This is a genomic window from Sphaerobacter sp. (assembly GCF_019683595.1).
Classification (GTDB): domain Bacteria; phylum Chloroflexota; class Chloroflexia; order Thermomicrobiales; family Thermomicrobiaceae; genus Sphaerobacter.
The window spans coordinates 1-18,144 of sequence record NZ_JADGHZ010000063.1 but is presented as its reverse complement, the minus strand read 5'-3'; the positions used below and the strand labels follow the sequence as shown (position 1 = coordinate 18,144).

The 18,144-nt window shown below is 67.3% G+C and carries 15 protein-coding genes; 6 read left to right on the top strand and 9 right to left on the bottom strand.

Going from position 1 to position 18,144, the window contains the following annotated elements; genetic code table 11:
- A partial coding sequence (locus IRZ30_RS08695) for a primary-amine oxidase (protein WP_294084551.1) occupies nucleotides 1–1,889 on the bottom strand: 1,889 nt, incomplete at its 3' end.
- 415 nt (nucleotides 1,890–2,304) lie between these two features.
- Between IRZ30_RS08695 and IRZ30_RS08690 the strand changes: the two genes are divergently transcribed.
- The 5 genes from IRZ30_RS08690 (at nucleotide 2,305) to IRZ30_RS08670 (ending at nucleotide 7,740) form a co-directional block, all read left to right on the top strand.
- Nucleotides 2,305–3,672, top strand: coding sequence for a TrkH family potassium uptake protein (locus IRZ30_RS08690; RefSeq protein WP_294084550.1), 1,368 nt, complete (start codon nucleotides 2,305–2,307; stop codon nucleotides 3,670–3,672).
- Between the two features lie 10 nt (nucleotides 3,673–3,682).
- Complete coding sequence (locus IRZ30_RS08685; RefSeq protein WP_294084549.1) at nucleotides 3,683–4,330, top strand: TrkA family potassium uptake protein; 648 nt, start codon at nucleotides 3,683–3,685, stop codon at nucleotides 4,328–4,330.
- 568 nt (nucleotides 4,331–4,898) lie between these two features.
- Entirely contained in the window at nucleotides 4,899–5,669 is a 771-nt protein-coding gene (locus IRZ30_RS08680; RefSeq protein ID WP_294084548.1) for a fumarylacetoacetate hydrolase family protein, read from the top strand.
- Between the two features lie 67 nt (nucleotides 5,670–5,736).
- Complete coding sequence (locus IRZ30_RS08675) at nucleotides 5,737–6,360, top strand: HD domain-containing protein (protein WP_294084547.1); 624 nt, start codon at nucleotides 5,737–5,739, stop codon at nucleotides 6,358–6,360.
- Nucleotides 6,361–6,393: 33 nt separating this feature from the next.
- Nucleotides 6,394–7,740: an MFS transporter gene (locus IRZ30_RS08670; protein ID WP_294084545.1), complete on the top strand. Its 1,347-nt coding sequence runs from the start codon at nucleotides 6,394–6,396 to the stop codon at nucleotides 7,738–7,740.
- A gap of 4 nt (nucleotides 7,741–7,744) precedes the next feature.
- Here IRZ30_RS08670 and IRZ30_RS08665 read toward each other — a convergent pair whose 3' ends face one another.
- The 8 genes from IRZ30_RS08665 to IRZ30_RS08630 form a co-directional block, all read right to left on the bottom strand.
- Nucleotides 7,745–8,734 carry an asparaginase gene (locus IRZ30_RS08665; protein WP_294084544.1) on the bottom strand — a complete coding sequence of 330 codons (990 nt, stop codon included), beginning with the start codon at nucleotides 8,732–8,734 and terminating at the stop codon, nucleotides 7,745–7,747.
- 60 nt (nucleotides 8,735–8,794) lie between these two features.
- A complete protein-coding gene (locus IRZ30_RS08660; protein ID WP_294084542.1) occupies nucleotides 8,795–9,625 on the bottom strand; it encodes an ABC transporter permease in 831 nt (276 codons plus the stop codon).
- Nucleotides 9,625–10,530 (bottom strand): ABC transporter permease, encoded by a 906-nt coding sequence (locus IRZ30_RS08655; RefSeq protein ID WP_294084540.1) that lies wholly within the window; start codon nucleotides 10,528–10,530, stop codon nucleotides 9,625–9,627. Before IRZ30_RS08655 ends, IRZ30_RS08660 begins: the two co-directional genes overlap by 1 nt.
- Entirely contained in the window at nucleotides 10,508–11,659 is a 1,152-nt protein-coding gene (locus IRZ30_RS08650) for an ABC transporter ATP-binding protein (protein WP_294084539.1), read from the bottom strand. The genes IRZ30_RS08655 and IRZ30_RS08650 overlap by 23 nt, the downstream gene beginning before the upstream one ends.
- Before the next feature lie 96 nt (nucleotides 11,660–11,755).
- Nucleotides 11,756–12,883, bottom strand: a complete 1,128-nt coding sequence (locus tag IRZ30_RS08645) for an extracellular solute-binding protein (RefSeq protein WP_294084538.1) — start codon at nucleotides 12,881–12,883, stop codon at nucleotides 11,756–11,758.
- Between the two features lie 306 nt (nucleotides 12,884–13,189).
- Entirely contained in the window at nucleotides 13,190–14,197 is a 1,008-nt protein-coding gene (locus IRZ30_RS08640) for a GTP-binding protein (protein ID WP_294084537.1), read from the bottom strand.
- Between the two features lie 21 nt (nucleotides 14,198–14,218).
- Nucleotides 14,219–14,572 carry a hypothetical protein gene (locus tag IRZ30_RS08635; RefSeq protein WP_294084536.1) on the bottom strand — a complete coding sequence of 118 codons (354 nt, stop codon included), beginning with the start codon at nucleotides 14,570–14,572 and terminating at the stop codon, nucleotides 14,219–14,221.
- Between the two features lie 186 nt (nucleotides 14,573–14,758).
- A complete protein-coding gene (locus tag IRZ30_RS08630; RefSeq protein WP_294084535.1) occupies nucleotides 14,759–15,682 on the bottom strand; it encodes a polysaccharide deacetylase in 924 nt (307 codons plus the stop codon).
- Nucleotides 15,683–16,171: 489 nt separating this feature from the next.
- On the opposite strand from IRZ30_RS08630, the gene IRZ30_RS08625 reads away from it, so the two are divergent.
- Nucleotides 16,172–17,839 (top strand): long-chain fatty acid--CoA ligase, encoded by a 1,668-nt coding sequence (locus IRZ30_RS08625; protein ID WP_294084533.1) that lies wholly within the window; start codon nucleotides 16,172–16,174, stop codon nucleotides 17,837–17,839.
- Nucleotides 17,840–18,144: the final 305 nt, after the last annotated feature.

Genomic DNA, 18,144 nt, shown 5'->3' with positions numbered 1-18,144 from the left:
GGGACGTCGAGCGCCGGGTTGGCGTCGAAGAAGCCGAAGGGCTGGAGCAGGAAGCCGACGTACTGCACCGGCATCACCGGCCAGTCCTCCAGCCGCACCACGTGGTGCGAGCCGAGCGTGTACCAGACTACGACGTCGGTGTCGACGATCGGGCGGTTCTGCGCCGTCCAGGCCGGCAGCCCCGCGCCGCCCGGGTGTTGGTTTGGGTAGTCGCCCGCGGCGTACTTCTCCTCCGGCCGATAGGGCGTGACCCAGACGTGCTTGGTCATGAACCCGGCCCGCTGCATCACGCTCGCCGTCGGGTGGGCCATCGGCAGCACGTTCCCGTGAGGCATCAGCCGGTAGGCGACCGGCTCACCCACCTTGTTGAGCGAGTTGTGGTTCACGACCTTCCAGTAGCGCGCCGCCAGCGGGTCGATCACCCGGTGGCCGTCCCCCTCGCGCTCCAGCAGGACGGCGTGGGAGCGGAAGGCGTTGCCGTAGGGGTTGTCCGGGCCGAGCGGCTCGGGCGCGGAGTGGACCTCGTAAACCGCGTTCACCGGCCCGTCGACGTCGAAGTCGAGGCGGTAGTTGAAGAAGTGCTGGTGGATCGGGCCGTAGAGGCCGTCGGGCGAGAGGAGCTGGCCGTAGGGCGACTTCTCGCCTGGCGGCAGCGCCGCGGTCGAGACCAGGCCGGTCAGCTTCACCTCGTGCTGGATCGTGCCGTCCTGGTAGAAGTACCAGAAAAAGCCGTACTCGTAGTTGCCGACGGTCGCGATCCAGGAGATGACCAACCGGCGGGAGCGGCGCACCTCGGCCGTGTCCAGCCGGAAGTCGTAGTGCTTCCAGAGGATGCCGTAGTCCTCCTCGTGGAGGCAGATCGCGTTCTTGATCACGACCGGGTTGCCGTCGGTGTCGGAGAGAGCGGCGTCGAAGTAGCGGATCTCGCCCAGACAGTCGCAGCCGAGCTCCAGCGAGTTGGCCAGCGCGCCGATGTTGTACTCCCCGGCATCGAAGGCGTTCTTGCGCCGCTGGGTCGGGGACGGGTCGCCGTAGGGCACCACCATCTCGGACAGCGAGGCGCGATAGAGGATCGGCCGGACGCGGCCCTTGTCCTCGTAGCCGATGGTGTGCAGCACCAGGCCCTCGCGCGCGGTGAAGCCGACGCGGAAGCGCCAGCGTTGCCAGCGCACCTCATGGCCGTCGATCACGAAGCTCGGCCCCTGCGCCTGGTGGATCTCAAGCGGCTTGAGGTCGGTCCGCAGCGGGCCGACGGCCTCCGGACGGTACTCGCCGGGCGTCTTCGGCACGGGGATGACGCCGTAGTCCTCAACCCGCACGACCTCGTTGGCGTTGAGGTCGAACACGACCACGACATTGTCGACCGGGTGAGCGTAGCCGTTGCCCTCCGGGTCCGGCCGCACCCAGATCAGCGCGCGCAGCAGCCGCTGACCGCGCTCCGACTCGTCGCCGTAATAGCCGGCCGACCAGGGCTCGACCATGACCAGGTCGAGGTCGGTGATGCCGCGCTTGCGCATCGCTTCCTGGAAGTCCGGGTGCTGCTTGACGACCGACTCGCAGGCGAGGAACTCATCGAAGATGATCGGCGGCTGAACATCAGGGACATGCTTCCAGGAGCGGACCTCGCCGGCCGTGATCGACACGACCGCCTCATAGGTGGCGCGCTCGACCTTATCGAGCACCACGATGAACGCCTCGCGGTCGATCGGATCGCCCGGCTTGAAGGACTGAACGACGTCCTTGGGCGGTTCGTGGAGCGTGATCGAGACGAACCGCGCGCTCTCGGCGAGCCCACGCTGCTCGCGCACGATCTTGCTGGCGGCCGCGATCTCTTCCGGACCAAGGGGATCGAGCGGATGGCTGACCTGAGAGCGGACTGACACTGCCATGACGCAGACCTCCTCCCGTTGGTCACGTGGTCTCGACATCGCGCCCCCCGACCCACCGGCTACGAGGGGCATCGAGGTGACCAGGGTCGATGGCGCGGGCGTGGCGCAGGGTCACCAATTCTCGGCGAGGCATTGAACTGTCGCCCCACTATTAGCCAAACCCTGCGGAAACCGATGCTTGCCCGCACTCTACGGAGGGGCGCAGGCGATGTCAACTCGGCGGGCGGACCGTACCAGTTGACAATGGGCAACGCGCGACCTAATCTCCAACGGCGCAGCGTGACGGCGCGTCTAGACCGTCGGGATGGGTGAGCAGCGTGAGGCATACTCAGGCGTGAGCGACCCCGGACAAACCCGCCCATCGACTCCACCTCGCTACACGCGAAAACCCGGAGATCGGTTCGTACGCCGCGCGGTGCTCCGGCCGGAGTCCGTCACCCTTCCCACGCCCAAGAAACGGCGCCGGCCCCGTCCACCCGCGCTCGTGCCGGTGCTCGGCTTCGCCGGGGTGATCCTCGTCGGCGCCATCCTCTTGTCCCTCCCGATCGCCACCACGGATGGCCACTCCACCCCGTTCATCGACGCCCTCTTCACTTCGGCCTCGGCGGTCTCCGTGACCGGTCTGGTCGTGGTCGACACTGGCACCCACTGGAACGCCTTCGGTCAGGCGGTCGTGCTCGCGCTGATCCAGATCGGCGGACTCGGCTTTATGGCAACGTCCACCCTGCTCCTGTTGCTGGTGGGCCGGCGCGCCACGCTGCGGGATCGCATGGCGCTGGGTCTGACGATGGGCACGCCCGAGCCGGGTGGGGCGATGCGGCTGCTGCGCCGCATCGCTCTGATGACGTTGATCATCGAGTCCGTCGGGGTCCTGCTGCTGTTCCTGCGCTTCATCCAGGAGATGTCGCCCGGCCGCGCCCTGTGGTGGGGGCTGTTCCACGGGATCTCGGCCTTCAACCAGGCCGGGTTTGATGTCATCGGCGACTTCCAGAGCATGACCGTCTACCAGCGGGACCCGTGGATCCTGCTGACCATGGCCACGCTGATCATCCTCGGCGGGATCGGCTACACGCCGCTGGCCGACGTGTTCCGCTGCCGCTGCTGGCGGCGCCTGACCGTCGACACCAAGCTCGTCCTCAGCACCACGGCCGCGCTGCTGGCAGCGGGAACGATCGGCTTCCTGCTCATGGAGTGGAACAACCCGGCGACGCTGGGGCGTCTCCCCTGGGCGGATCGACTGCTCAATAGCTATTACCTGAGCGTCGTCCCGCGCTCGGCCGGCCTGAGCGCCATCCCGATCGAGGAGCTGCGCGAGCAGAGCCTGGTGTTCACCATCGCGCTGATGTTCATTGGCGGAGCCTCGGGATCAACCGCCGGCGGCATCAAGGTCCAGACCTTCAGCCTGCTCCTCTTCGCCATCCTCGCCGCCATTACCGGCCGGGAGTCGGTCGTCGCCTTCGGACGCGAGATCCCGCCCCGGCAGATCTACCAGGCGCTCGCGGTCGTCCTCCTGTCTATCGCGTTGATCTTCCTGGTCGCGCTGGGGTTGACGGTGTTCGAGCCCTTCGACCCCATCGATGTCGCCTTCGAGACGGTGTCCGCCTTCGGCACGGTGGGCCTCTCAACCGGCATCACTCCCCAGCTCGGCCCCGGCTCGCGCCTGTTCCTGATCGCGATCATGTTCACCGGTCGCCTCGGGCCGCTGACACTGGCACTGGCACTGGCGGCGCGGCCAACCCGGCGCGGCATCGGCTATGCGCGGGAGAACGTAAAGATCGGCTGAGGGGGGTGCCGTGGGACGACAAGTCTTGGTGGTAGGGGTTGGGCGATTCGGCAGCGCGGTGGCACGGGAACTGGAGCGGCTCGGACACGAGGTGCTCGCGATCGATCGCGACCCGCGGGCGATCGAAGACATCGCCGATGACGTCACCCACGCGATCATCGCCGACGCGGTCGACCAGGATGTCCTCCAGAAGCTCGGCGCGCAGGACTTCGATGTCGCCGTGGTCGCCATAGGCACCGACGAGCGCTCCAGCATCCTGGCCACCACCCTCCTGAACCGGCTGGGGATCAAGCGGGTCGTCGCCAAAGCCCAGAACCAACTCCACGGCGAGATCCTGAAGATGGTCGGCGCCGACCGGGTCATCTTCCCCGAGACGGAGACTGGCACCCGTCTGGCTCACAGCCTGACCATGCCACTCTCGGTCATCGACTACTTCGATGTCGGCCCGGGCTACGGCCTGGCGAAACTCTCCGTGGCCTCCTTCGCCGGCAAGACCCTCGACGAACTGCAACTTCGCAGCCGCTACGGCGTCACCCCCCTCTTCCTCCGCCGCGGCGACAAGGTCATCGTCAACCCCCACGGCAGCGAGCGGCTGACTACCGGGGACGAACTCACCGTCGCCGGCAAAGACGAGCAGTTGGAGAAGCTGTTCCTGTAGCGTGATGCGTGATGCGTGTGACGTGTTGCGTGTTCCGTGTTCCGTGTTCCGTGATGGAGCGGCGCGGGGTTGCGCGGTCTCATTCAACATGGTTACGGCGGTGGCAGGTGCCCGGGGTTGTTTGCGTTTGACGACCACGTTAGGGCTACGCCGGTGGCACGTGCCCGGGGCTTGAGCCCCGGGCACGCACCACGGCGCGGCGACCTACCCGCCACCCATCACGGCTACGGTCAGCAGCCGCCCGAGCGGGCGGAGGCGGGTGGGAGACGGCGCGGCTGGTATGACGGATTAACCCCATTACCCCCGGGCACGGGCCATGGCGTTGGATCCTTCCCGCCACCCACCCCCGGGCACAGGGCGATCACGTACACGCCTGTAATTCGTCAAACTCCATTACTCCCGGGCACATAGCACCGCGCGGGCATCCTCGCGCCACCAATCCCACGCCTACAGGACCTATGCAACGTGAGACCAGACCCCGTCGCACGGCGGGAGTGGTCTGTTACGATAACAGGTACGCCCGGTACCCCCGGGCGCGAGGGGTGTTTCGCGGCTGGAGGAGGGTTAGATGAAGATCGCACGCTTCGTCGAGGGTGGTCAGCCCCGGCTCGGCATCGTCGAGGATGGCGTGGTGTACCGCGCGGAGGGGGACCTCTTCGATCCCGGCGCGCTGCGGCGAGGGGACGCGGTCGGGCCGCTGGATGAAGTGGAGCTGCTGACCCCGGTTCAGCCGGGGAAGATCGTTGCCGTGGGACTCAACTACGCCCTCCACGTGACGGAGAACGACCCGACCCGGCAGGTGCCGGATGAGCCGGTCCTCTTCATGAAGCCGACCAGCGCGCTCCTGCCGCATGGCGGGGTGATTCTCCTGCCGCCGGGCAACCGAATTGACCACGAAGCGGAGCTGTGCATCGTCATCGGCCGCCGCGCCAGCCGCGTGCCGGAGGCGCAGGCGCTCGACTATGTGCTGGGCTACACGTGCGGCAATGACGTCAGCCACCGGGATTACCAGCGCAAGGACGGCCAGTGGGTGCGCGCCAAGGGCTTTGACACCTTCTGCCCGCTCGGCCCGGTCATCGCCACCGACCTCGACCCCAACGACCTCGCCATCCAGTCGAGGCTGAACGGCGAGGTGCGCCAGAACAGCCGCACCAGCAACATGATCTTCTCGCCCGTCTTCCTGGTCAGCTTCATCTCCAACGTCATGACGCTTGAGCCGGGCGACGTCATTATGACCGGCACCCCCGAGGGGGTCGGGCCGATGCAGCCGGGCGACACGATCGAGGTCGAGATCGAGGGCATCGGGACGTTGCGCAACACCACCCGCGCCCGGGACTAGCGCGGCGGCAGGCGGCGCGCAGGCCGAGCGTGGGACCGGGCGACGCTGGGAGGGGCGGACGCGCACGATGGCCGACCGATGGGACGGGATCCTGGACGTCCTGGCGCAGGCCGGGGCGCTCAAACGGCTGGTCCGCCAGGGCTGGGTCGACCGCGGCGTCGGGGAACCGGAGTCGGTCGCCGATCACAGCTACCGGGTGGCCCTTTTGGTCCTCCTTCTCGCCGCGGACGATCCCGCGATCGACCTATCCCGGGCGCTGACGCTGGCGCTGGTCCACGACTTGCCGGAGGCCATCGCCGGGGATGCGACCCCGTTCGACCACGCCCTCGCCGCGCCCGACGCCGCGCCGGAGGAGATCTTCCGCCAGCCGCCGGTCTACTCGGAGGAAGCAGACCGGGCCAAGCGCGCCGCGGAGGAAGCGGCCATCCGCCAGATGACGGCGCGGCTGCCGGCGCGGCTGGCGGATCTCGTGGTGGGCGCCTGGGAGGAGTACGAGGAAGGTGCGACGCCCGAGGCTCGGTTGGTGCGCCAGGCCGACAAGCTGGAGACCTGGCTCCAGGCACTCGAGTACCGTGCCGCACAGCCCGATCTGATCATCGACTCGTTCCGCATCGGCACGCAGGAGGCAGTCACCGATCCGCGGCTGCGCGACCTCCTGGCCGCCATCGAGTCGCGGTTCTCACGCGAGTGAGCGACCTTGCATCGAACACCCGGAGGGGAGGGGATGGACACGGACACCGACACAGGCACCGAAACCCGGGACCAACGAGAACGATCGGAAGCGAGTCGGGAGCGGGCACGGAAGCAGCGCCGCCTGAGCGCGATCACCGGACTTGCCACCCGGCTGACGCTCGGCCGCACCACCCCGCTGCGGGGAGCCGGCGCGCTGGCCGTCCCCGAATATCGCAACTTCTGGCTCGCGAGTATCGTCTCCAACGTCGGCAGTTGGATGCAGTACGTGGCCCAGGGTTGGCTCATCCTGGAGCTGACCGACTCCGCCTTCTACCTCGGGTTGGTCGGCTTGATGCGCGCCGTCCCCGCACTGTCGATCACCCTGTTCGGCGGGGTGTTGGCGGACCGGCTAGATCGCCGCAAGGTGCTCCTGGTCACGCAGGCGTCCGCGGGGATGCTGGCGCTGGCCCTCGGCCTCCTCGACGCCTTCGGGATCGTGGCCATCTGGCACATCCTCCTCATCGCCTTCCTCAGCGCCGTGGTCATGGCGATTGACAACCCGACGCGCCAGGCACTGGTGCCGGACCTGGTCGGGAAAGAGAACATCCCCAGCGCAGTGGGGCTCAACTCGGCTGCCTGGAACGGGGCGGCGGTGGTCGGCCCGGCGCTTGCCGGCCTGCTGGTTGCCGCCATCGGCACGGCAGGGGCCTTCCTGCTCAACGGCGTGAGCTACCTGGCGGTGCTCGCGGTCGTGTACCGCATGCCGGCGCAGCCGCCGAAAGGCGATATGCGCGAGTCGATCCTGCAGAACCTCGTGGCCGGGCTGCGCTATATCCGCAGCGACCGCCGCATCTGGGGGTTGATGCTGGCGATCAGCGTGCCCACCTTCTTCGGCCGGCCGTATCTCCAGTTCATGCCGGTCTTTGCCCAGAATGTCCTGCGGGTCGGTGCGGGCGGCTACGGCGCCCTGATGGCCGTCAACGGGATCGGCGCGCTGATCGGCGCCGTCGCTGTCGCCCCGCTCGGGGGGAGCCGGCGCAAGGGAGCGCTGCTGCTCGTGGTCACCGCGCTGTTCGGTGCCAGCCTGCTCCTGTTCACCGGGTCACGGTGGCTGGCCGTGTCGATCCCGCTCCTGATGGTGATCGGCGCGACACAGACGCTCAACATGGGCCTGACCAACACGCTGCTGCAACTCACCGTGCCCGGCGACATGCGCGGCCGCGTGATGTCGGCCTACACGCTGATTCCCATGGGACTGATGCCGCTGGGGCAGATGGTGACCGGGAGCGTCGGGGCACGTATCACGGTGCCGCTGGCCGTCGCGATCGGAGCCGGCGTGGTCCTCGCCTTCGCCGTCGCCGCCAGCCGCCTCCTACCGGCCGTGCGCAAGATGCCGTAGGGAGCTAGTCGCCGGTCAGTTGAGCGAAATAGGCGCGCACGCGCTCCCGATCCCAGCCGGCGCCCAGCGCGAACATCAGCGCGAGCCGGGCCTTCGGGCCGGACAGGTCGCCGCCTGAAATCACACCCAGCGCCGTGAGCGCCCGACCGCCGCCTCGGCCGCCGTAGGTGAATGTCACCCGGCCGCCGGGGCAGCGGGACACGACCACCACCGGGATGCCGGCCGCCAGCAGATCGGCGATCGCATCCTCCCACGGCTCGTAGACGTTGCCGGTCCCCGAGGCTTCCACAACCACCCCGCGTGCCTGCCCCTGCAACGCGGCACGCAGCAGCAGGTCCTCCATCCCGGCGGCCATCTTGATCAGGTAGACACCCGGGACGGGATCGACCAGCGGAAGCGGGGGCAGCGCCTGCGTGGGCTGCCGTCGCAGCCAGACGCCGCGGTCGTCGACGATCCCGAGCGGGCCGAGCCCCGGTGAGACGAAGGTGTCGAGCGCCGTCGTGTGGCTCTTGGTCACGTCGCGCGCCGCGTGGATCTCATTGTTCAACACCACGACGGTGCCGAGCTCCCGCGCCGCCGGGTCGGCCGCGACCCGGACCGCCGCCACGAGGTTGCGCGGCCCGTCGAACCCCGGTTCGCTGGCATTCAGCATGGCGCCGGTAAAGACCACCGGTCCCGCCCAACCGAGCAGGAGGCTGAGCGCGAAGGCCGACTCCTCCATCGTGTCGGTCCCGTGCGTGACCACGACGCCCGCCGTCTCCGGCTCGGCCAGCAGGTCCCGGACTGTTCGCGCCAGCGCGGCCATCCGCGCGGGGGTCATGTTCCAACTGCCGATCAGGGAGAACTCGGTCACGCGGATCTCGGCGATCTCGGACAACACCGGGACCTGAGCCACCAGCTCGTCCGCCTTCACCACCGGCACCGCCGCGCCACTCTCCGGGTCAACGCGGCTGGCAATCGTCCCTCCCGTGGTCACAATCTGGACAACCGGCATAGTCGCTCCTGTCGATCGTCACTGCCTGTGCACGTCGCCGCGCGGACCTACTGCATCGGATCACTCCTCGCCAGCCTCCGCGCGCCCGCCCAACCGGCGGAACTGGCCGATCACCGTCGGAATGAAGAGCGCGGCCACGATCACGAAGGTGATCAGGATCGTCAGTGTCCCGAGCGCGTAGAGGTCCGGCTCGATGATCTGGACCGTCAGCATAGCCCAGAGCTGCAGCGGCAGGGTGTTGTCGGATGTCACCAACACGCTGCGCTCAAACTCGTTGAGGGACAGGGTGAAGCCGAAGAGCGCGGCGCTCAGGATACCCGGCCAGATGATCGGCAGCACGATCTCGAAGAAGGTGCGGGACTCGCTGGCGCCGAGGTCGCGGGCCGACTCCTCCACGCGCGGGTCGAAGCGGTTCAGCACGGCGATCATCACCAGGAAGGCGAACGGCAGCGCCCACACCACATGGACGCCGAGCAGCGCCAGGTGGCCCGGCTGGAAGTTGAGAATACGCCACCACAGGCTCATGCCGAGGCCGAGCAGGATGCCCGGCGTCATGAGGGCGAGCAGCACGATCGGGAGAAGCAACGACGAGCCCGGGAGGCGCCGCCGGTAGGCGAAAGCGATAACCACGCTGAAAGCGGCGGCGATCACGCCGGTCTCAACCGCCACCAGTAAGGAGCGCAGGATAGCCTCCTGCAGCTCGGAGGCGCGCACCTGGAACAGGCGGGTCCACCAGTGGAACCCAAATCCCCGCATGGGGAAGGTCATGCCCCCCTGCGGCCCCTGGAAGGAGAGGACCGCCATCACCAGGATCGGCCCGTAGAGGAACAGGAGGATGACGACGAAGTAGAGACCGAGCAACCGGTCGAACCAGCGGCCGCGGGCGCTCATCACAGATCCTCCCCGATTGACCCCCAGCGCAGAAGCAGCACGACGCCCAGAACCGTCACCAGCACGAGGATGCTGGCGGCCGCAGCCGCCTGGGGAAACTGCATGAATGTCACGAAGTTCTGGATCGACAGCCCGACCGAGGTCGAAGCGCCACCGCCGATCAGCCGTACGGTTGCGAAGTCGCCCATGCTGAGGACGAAGACGAAGACGGCGCCGATCACGATGCCGGGCCGGGCCAGCGGCAGGAGGATCTCCCACAGGATGTTCCACCAGCGGGCGCCCATATCGCGTGCCGCTTCCAGCACCGCCGGATCAATGGTCGAGAGCGAGAAGAAGATCGGCGAGATCATGAAGAGCATGTACAACTGGGCCATGGCCACCCGGACGGCGAAGTTGGAGAAGAGCAAGAAGTCGAGCGGCGCGGAGATGATGCCGAGCGAGAGCAGCGCCGAGTTGAGCACTCCCTCGCGCCCCATCATGGGGATCCAGGCGATCGCACGGATGAGGAAGCTGGTGAAGAAGGGGGCCAGCGCGATGATGAAGAGCGCGAAGCGGGATCGCAGGTTGGGCACGACGAGTGCCAGGTAGTAGGCGACCCAGAACCCGGCGAGGAAGGTGACAACGGTCGTGATGAGCGCGCTCAGGACCGTGTTGGCGAGCGTGCTGAAGAACGGGCCGGACGTCAGCAAGAGCCGGTAGTTGTCGAGGGTGAACGACTGCTCGAAGCCGGAAAGGGTCGGCTGGAAGAAGCTGACGACGAGCACCACCAGCACCGGCACAAACAGGAACACGAGCAGCCACAGCAGCGGCAGACTCAACAGCAGCGCCCACGACAGGTTCGCCGTCAGCCGCCGGCGGCCGACCGCCGGCACCGGCGCGGCCTCAGGCAGTGAGTAGCTGGACATCAGCATCATCCCAATACAACACCAGGTCGGTCTCGTCCTCCCGGATGTGCTGCCAACTCGTGTCGCTCTCCGGGAGCTTGGCGATCAGCGGCAGGCCGCTCGCGGTCTGGCAGTGCAGCTTGACGATGTCGCCCAGGTACTCGATGAAGGTCGCCCGCGCCGCCACGCAATTGGGTGGAAGGTCCGTGGCGGCGGTCGCTTCCGGGCGCACGCGCACCGTGGCCGCCCGGATCGATGCGTGAACGGGCTGATCAACCGTCAAGGCATGCGGTACGCCGTTGGCTCGGAGTCGCAGGCCATCACAGGCAACCTCGACCGCGTCGCCATTGACGCTGAGGACACGCCCGGCCAGGATGTTGTTGTCCCCCATGAAGCTGGCGGTGAACAGGTTGGTGGGGCGACGGTAGACCTCTTGCGGCGAGCCGACCTGCTTGATCTGCCCGTCCTCCATGACCACGATCTGGTCGGCGATCGCCAACGCTTCTTCCTGGTTGTGCGTGACGTGAATGAAGGAGATCCGTAGGCGCCGCTGGAGCGTGCGGAGCTCGACCCGCATCCGGAGTTGGAGGAGCCGGTCCAGGTCGCCCAGCGGCTCGTCGAGCAGGAGCACCGTCGGCTGGGTAACCAGGGCACGCGCCAGTGCGACGCGCTGCTGCTGCCCGCCGGAGAGCTGCTTCGGGAGCCGATCACGCAGGTTGGCGAGGTCCATGAATTCCAGGGCCTCGGAAACCCGCTGCTCTCGCTCCGCCGGGGGAAGGCCTCGCATCTTCAAGCCGAACTCGACGTTTTCCGCCACCGTCTTATGCGGAAAGAGAGCGTAGTGCTGGAAGACGGTCGAGATGTCGCGCTGGGCAGCAGGGACGTCGTTGAGCCGCACCCCGTCGAGCAGGATATCGCCTGCGTCGGCCATCTCGTGGCCACCGATCATCCGCAGGAGGGTCGTCTTGCCGCAGCCGGATGGGCCGAGCAGGACGACGTAGCTGCCACCGGGAATTGTCAGATCGATGTGATCGACGGCTGTGGTCGTACCGAAACGCTTCGCGACGCCGCGGAGCACCACCGTCCCCCGCTGGCCACCGGACGCCACGCCGTCCTCCGCAGGACGCTCATTCTGCGCCAGGACTGCCACTGTTCTGTGCTCCTCACACCCGCACGAGTCGCGCACCTATGCTGAGACCCGCAGCCGGTGCGCCAGGTTCCCCGAGCACACCGGCCAGCGCAGGTCCTACGAAGCCAGGAACTCGTTCCACTTGGTCACGAGGTACTGGTGCTCGTCCATGACCGAGTTCCACACGGCAATGTTGGATACCCGCGTCACGAGATCGCCGCCGTCGCGAACCGAGCCCGCCTTGGCGACGACAGAGCCAAAGGGATCCAGGAGATCCTCGGCGGCCGGCTTGCCGTCGTACCAGTAGTCCCAGTCGGCCTGGGAGAGGTGGGCCTTCACATTCTCCGGGATGCAGAAGTAGTAGCCCTGCCGGGCGACCACCGCACCCGCCCAGCCGTTGAGCCACCAGTTGAGGTACTCATAGCAAGCGTCGAGGACCTTGCCCGAGGCGTTTTTGTTGAGCATCATCCCGCCGTACCAGCCGCGATAGCCCTCCTTCGGGCTGGCGTAGACGACCGGCACGTCGCGCACCTGGAGCGCGGTCACGGCCGGCGACCACATGCTCTCGACGACCACCTCACCGCTGGCCATGAGGTTGACCGACTCGTCGAACGAGTTCCAGAAGGCACGGAACTGACCCGCCCGCTTCTGCTCGATCAGGATCTCCATGATCGTGTCGATCTCCTCGCGGGTCATGTTGCCGATGTTCTGGAAGGTCGCCAGGCCCGCTGCCTGGGCACCGAGCGCCAGGTCCATCAACCCGGTCGACGGGTCACTGTAGAGCCCGATCTTCCCCTTGTACTTCGGATTGAAGAGGATCGCCCAGGAATCGACGTCCTCTTCGTCGACCAGATCGCTGCGGTAGCCGAACGAGTCGACATTGAATGTCAATGGGAGCATCGAGATCTGCTCGGTCGGGTTGGAGCCGAGCGTGTTGTCGGGCTGAACGTAGAGGATGCGGAACGGCGCGTCGCCATCCCCCTCATTGGCTTCCGGCGTCAGCTTCCCTTCCTTGGGCATCGGGGAGATCTTGTCCCACTCCTGGATGCGGTTGATATCGATGGGAGCGGCATTGCCGGACGCCCAGACGATCTTGACCGAGTTGAACCACTGGTCGTAGAGATCCCACGACTGCGGCTGGGTCGCCGCCTTCTGCTGCGCGGCGGGACCGTCGTTCACGTCGTACTCGAGCTTGATCCCGAGATCCTTCTCGGCCTGCTCGCGGATGGGCTCCAGCAGCGTCACCCCGGTGCCCACCACGCGAAGGGTGACGCCGGTGATCACCGCCGGGGCCGGAGAGCCCGAGGCTGTGGTCGCTTGTGCAGCACCCCCACCTGATCCGGTTTCGGTAGCCTGGCTCGCCTCAGACGAACCGCACGCGGCGAGGAGTGAGGCTCCGAGCGCTCCAGCGGACAACGTCAAGAAGGAACGACGCGAGAACCCTCGTTGCTTCATGGTCTTCTCCCTCAGCCCTGGTATCGTCGAATCCGATGACAACAGGCCGTGATCTCACCGCGTGCGTGTCGCTACATCGTCGTTCCTTTCCGCGGGTTACGCGGACTGCGCCGCGTCCTGGAAGGCATGCAACGATTCCTCAATCAGATCGATATCGAGGTCGCGCGTGATGACGACGATGCGGCTGCGCCGGTCGTCGTCGGGCCACTCCCGCAGGTGGCGCGGCGCGTGGATAACATGCTGCACACCTTCAAGCACCAGCGGCCCACCCTCGCCGCCCACGTTCAGGAAGCCCTTCATCCGCAGGATGCGGCTGCCGTGGCGATGGAGCAGCATGGTGAGCCAGACACCGAACATATGCCAGTCGAGCGGGCGGTCGATCACGATACAGCGGGACGCAACGGCGCCCATCCCGTGAGCGACCGCCGGTGCCGGTTCCGGTCCCGTGCCGTTGGCGCTGGCCAGCTCCAGCGCCCCAAGCCCGGCCGAGTCGGCCGCCAGCAACCGGTGAAAGTCGGTGCGCCCGAACGCGCTGTCGAGCACCATTGCGGTTGGGTTGATCGCCGCGAGCGTGGCCCGCAGGGCATCGACGGCCTCTTCCTCGACGAGATCCAACTTCGTCAGGATCACCGCGTCGGCCGCGGCGACCTGGCGCACCGCCTCCCCGTAGGTGTCCAGGTTCGCCTGCCCGCTGACCGCGTCGAGCGTGACCACCAGACGCTCAACGCGGAAGTGGTTGCGCACCACCGGATCGGACACGATCGTGTGCACGATCGGCACCGGGTCGGCCAGGCCGGTCGTCTCGATCACGACGCGGTCGAAGCGCGGGATGACGCCCCGGTCCCGCTTGCTCAGGAGCTCCCGCAAGGCGTGCGCGAGATCGCTGCGCATGCTGCAGCAGACACAGCCGTGGTCAAGCAGGACGGTGCGCTCATCGGTCTTTCGGATCAGGTGATGGTCGATGCCGACCTCCCCGAACTCGTTGACGATGATCGCCACCTCCCCCGCGAGCGGGTGCTGCAGGAATCGGCGGAGCAGGGTCGTCTTGCCACTCCCGAGGAAGCCTGAGACGATGAGGACCGGGAGCCGGTTCTCGGCACTCACAGGCGACAGCCCTCTCCACGCTTACGCGCCACGCCGCAGGGCGGCCAGCAGGTTCGGATCGAGGGGGTCGAGTGGAGCCCCGAGCATGTCCTCAGCGGCCTCCCAAACCTGGGCCAGGTCCGGCACGACGGCTGAGTTCCCCTTCCGGTCGCGCACGATGTAGCAGCTCCCCTCCCAGTCCTGAAGGGTGATGCCCCAGGCACGCAGCGCCGTGCTGGCCATGCGCGCCCGCCGGGCGCGGTCCCGCAGCCGCTGCCCGCGCCGCGCCATGTGGATCTCCATGACGACGGTCCCGTCAGGCTCGTCCGGAATCTCTTCGGCGCCGGCTTCGGACCAGTGATCTTCGGTCCAGAGCACTCCACACAGGACACACACGGCGGGCAACTCCGTTCACCCGGAGGGCGCCGCCGGGTGCGCTGACCCGGCGGCCACGCTCCTGATTGCTAATGAGGCAGCACGAACCTCGTCGTCTGCGGCAAGGACGCCGCCCGACGCCCTGTGGAGTGGGCGGATGCCCGAATCTCGTCCCATGTCAGGCGGCGCCCCGGTGCGGACGACACGCTAGTCGGCGACCCACTCCTCGATGACGCTCTCCGGCCGGGCGCTGCCGGTGCGCGGGTAGCGCTGGGCGAAGTCGTCGGCGATCTCCTCGAAGGTCACCCAGCGGACACCCGGGTGCTGGTTGATGTAGGAGATCAGCCGCTCGTGCATCAGCAGCACCTGGGGCCGGCCGGAGACGTCCGGGTGGATGGTCATGGCGAAGACGGCGTAGTCGTACTCCCGGTACACCCAGTCGAACTGATCCCGCCACATCTGCTCGATGTGACGCGGGTTCTCAAACCCGTAGCTGTTGGGAGACTTCTTGACGAACATCATGGGCGGGAGATCGTCGAGGTACCAGTTGGCCGGGATCTCGATCAGATCGGTCTCCTCGCCACGCACCAGCGGCTTCATCCACGCCTCGGCCGGCTTGGAGTAGTCGATCTTCGTCCAGGAATCCCCAACCCGGGCGTAGAACGGGTGGAAATCGTTATCCATGCGGCTGTGGTCGTACTTGATGCCGTGCTTCAAGAGGAGGCCGACCGTCGCGGGGCTCAACTCCCACCAGGGAGCCACGTAGCCGACCGGTCGCCGCCCGGAGAACTGCTCGATTAACTCGATACAGCGGACCAGGATCGCCTCTTCCTGCTCCGGCGTCATCGCAATGGGGTTCTCATGCGAGTAGCCATGGAGACCGATCTCGTGCCCCGCATCCGCCACCATCTTCATCTGCTTAGGGAACGTCTCGATCGAGTGACCCGGTATGAACCAGGTGGTCCGGATGCCGTACTTGTGGAACAGCTTCAGCAACCGCGGGCTGCCGATCTCACCCGCGAACAGACCGCGCGTGATATCGCAGGGCGAGTCCTCACCGCCATAGGAGCCAAGCCAGCCGGCAACGGCATCGACGTCAACGCCGTACGCACAGAGGATCTCCTTCGCCACGGGGACCTCCTCTGAACTACGCCAAGTTCCGAGAAGCCAATGCCCGCGTACCTGTGCACAATGGACACAGACGCTGAGCTATCCAGAGATTTGCGAGTATCTGCATCGTAACACAGGCTCAAACCACCGTCAACGCAGATCCGGCTCCGTTTCCGCCCCTCATGCGTGATCGACGGTACCGATCCTGGTCTCACATGGCTCCGTATGGCCGCCATCCGACATCATCGCTACAGCCGGGGCCAGACGCGCTGTAACCAACCATGCCATGGTGCTCGCAACGGATTGCACACAACGGCCAGCTCGGGTCCACGTCAGGCGCTCCTCAGCCTACACGCGACGCGCAACGTCAGCACCTTTCGATTGCCCCTACCGGGGATTCGGTACAGAATGAAAGCATCATCGGGCAACATCCGCGGGCTGGGAATGCACACACACTACTCCCTGACCCTCACCACCAGCACATCCCGGCCGACGACGAAGGAGGTTCACATGGACGGCCTGATGATGGACTTCCCGCTGACCCTGCCGACCATCCTACGCCGCGCCGAGACGCTCTTCGGCGACCGGGAGATCGTCAGCCGGCAGCCGGACCGGACCCTCCACCGCTACACCTACGCCGACATGGCCCGGCGTGCGCGGCAGTTGGCCGCGGCGCTGACCGCACTCGGCCTCCGCCCCGGCGACCGGGTCGGCACCTTCTGCTGGAACCATCACCAGCACCTGGAGGCCTACTTCGGCATCCCGCTCTTCGGCGGCGTGCTCCACACCCTCAACCTCCGGCTACACCCCGACGACGTGGCCGCCATCATCACCCACGCCGAGGACCGCGCCATCCTGGTCGACGCCGTCCTGCTCCCGCTCTTCGAGACGATCCGGCCGAAGGTGGACGTCGAGCACCTGATCGTTATCGGCGACGGCCCACTGCCGGAGGGCGCGATCGCCTACGAGGATCTGCTGGCGTCAGCCGACCCGGAGGGGTTCGTCCCACCGGAGATCGACGAGCAGCAGGCCGCGGCGATGTGCTACTCCTCGGGCACGACCGGCCGGGCCAAGGGGGTGCTCTACTCCCACCGCGCGATTGTGCTCCACTCGCTGGTGAGCGCCACCGCCGACGCGGTCGGGCTGCGCGAGGCGGACGCCGTCATGCCGGTCGTGCCGATGTTCCACGTCAACGCCTGGGGCCTGCCTTTCACCGGCACGCTGGTCGGGGCCAAGCAGGTGCTGCCCGGCCCCTTCCTCGACCCGCCCAGCCTGATCGACCTGATCGAGCGCGAGCGGGTGACCATCACCGCCGGGGTGCCCACCGTCTGGCTCGGGGTGCTGCAGCACCTCGACCAGAACCCAGGCGCACACGACGTCTCCAGCCTGGCCCGCATGATCGTCGGCGGGCAGGCCGCGCCGGAGGGGATGATCCGCGCCTACCAGGAGCGGCACGGGATCGACGTGGTGCACGCCTGGGGCATGACCGAGATGAGCCCACTCGGGACCATCACCTACGTGCCGAGCAGCCGCCGCGACGCGCCGGCCGACGAGCAGTACCGCTACCGTGCCAAGCAGGGCCGGCCGCTCCCGCTGGTAGAGATCCGCGCTCGCGGCCCCGAGGGACTGGTGCCCTGGGACGGGCAGACGATGGGCGAACTGGAAGTACGTGGCCCGTCGGTCGCCCGTGCCTACTACAACGACCCGGAGGGCGACACCCAGTTCACCGACGACGGCTGGTTCCGCACCGGCGACATCGTGACCATCGACCCGCTGGGCTACATCGAGATCACCGACCGGACCAAAGACGTGATCAAGTCGGGCGGCGAGTGGATCAGCTCCATCGCGTTGGAGAACGCGCTGATGGCCCACCCGGCCGTGGCCGAGGCGGCGGTGATCGCCGCGGCCCACCCGAAGTGGCTGGAGCGGCCAGTAGCGGTGGTGGTGCTGAAGGAAGGACATACCGCCACCGAGACGGAGTTGCTGGCGCACCTCGCGCCACACTTCGCCAAGTGGTGGCTGCCGGACGCCGTCCTGTTCGTCGACGAGATCCCGCGCACTTCGACCGGCAAGTTCCTCAAGTCCGCCCTGCGCGAACGCTACCGCGACGTGCTGCGAGCACCGGCCATGCCCCCCGCTCCCGAGCACGCCACATCAGCCGAAGCGAGCGAGGGGTGAGACAGGCTGGGTATCAATTTGGAGTGCGGCGGCCTGAGCCGCCGCTGTAGTATGGCGCGGCTGATGCCGCGCCAGGGTTGGTGTCGCATTGTCGTCAGGACGCCGGATGCGTAGTGTGAGGAGCATCATTGCCGGTCCGTGCCCGGGGATGGGTGGTGTGAGGATCCCGCGTCGTGGCCCGTGCCCGGGGCACATGGAGTTTGACGATTTATTTGGGTGTACGCGGTCGGCCCGTGCCCCGGGGCTCAAGCCCCGGGCGCGCCGGCGCCGGGTACGTGGTTAAACAAATACACGTCGGCCGCGTA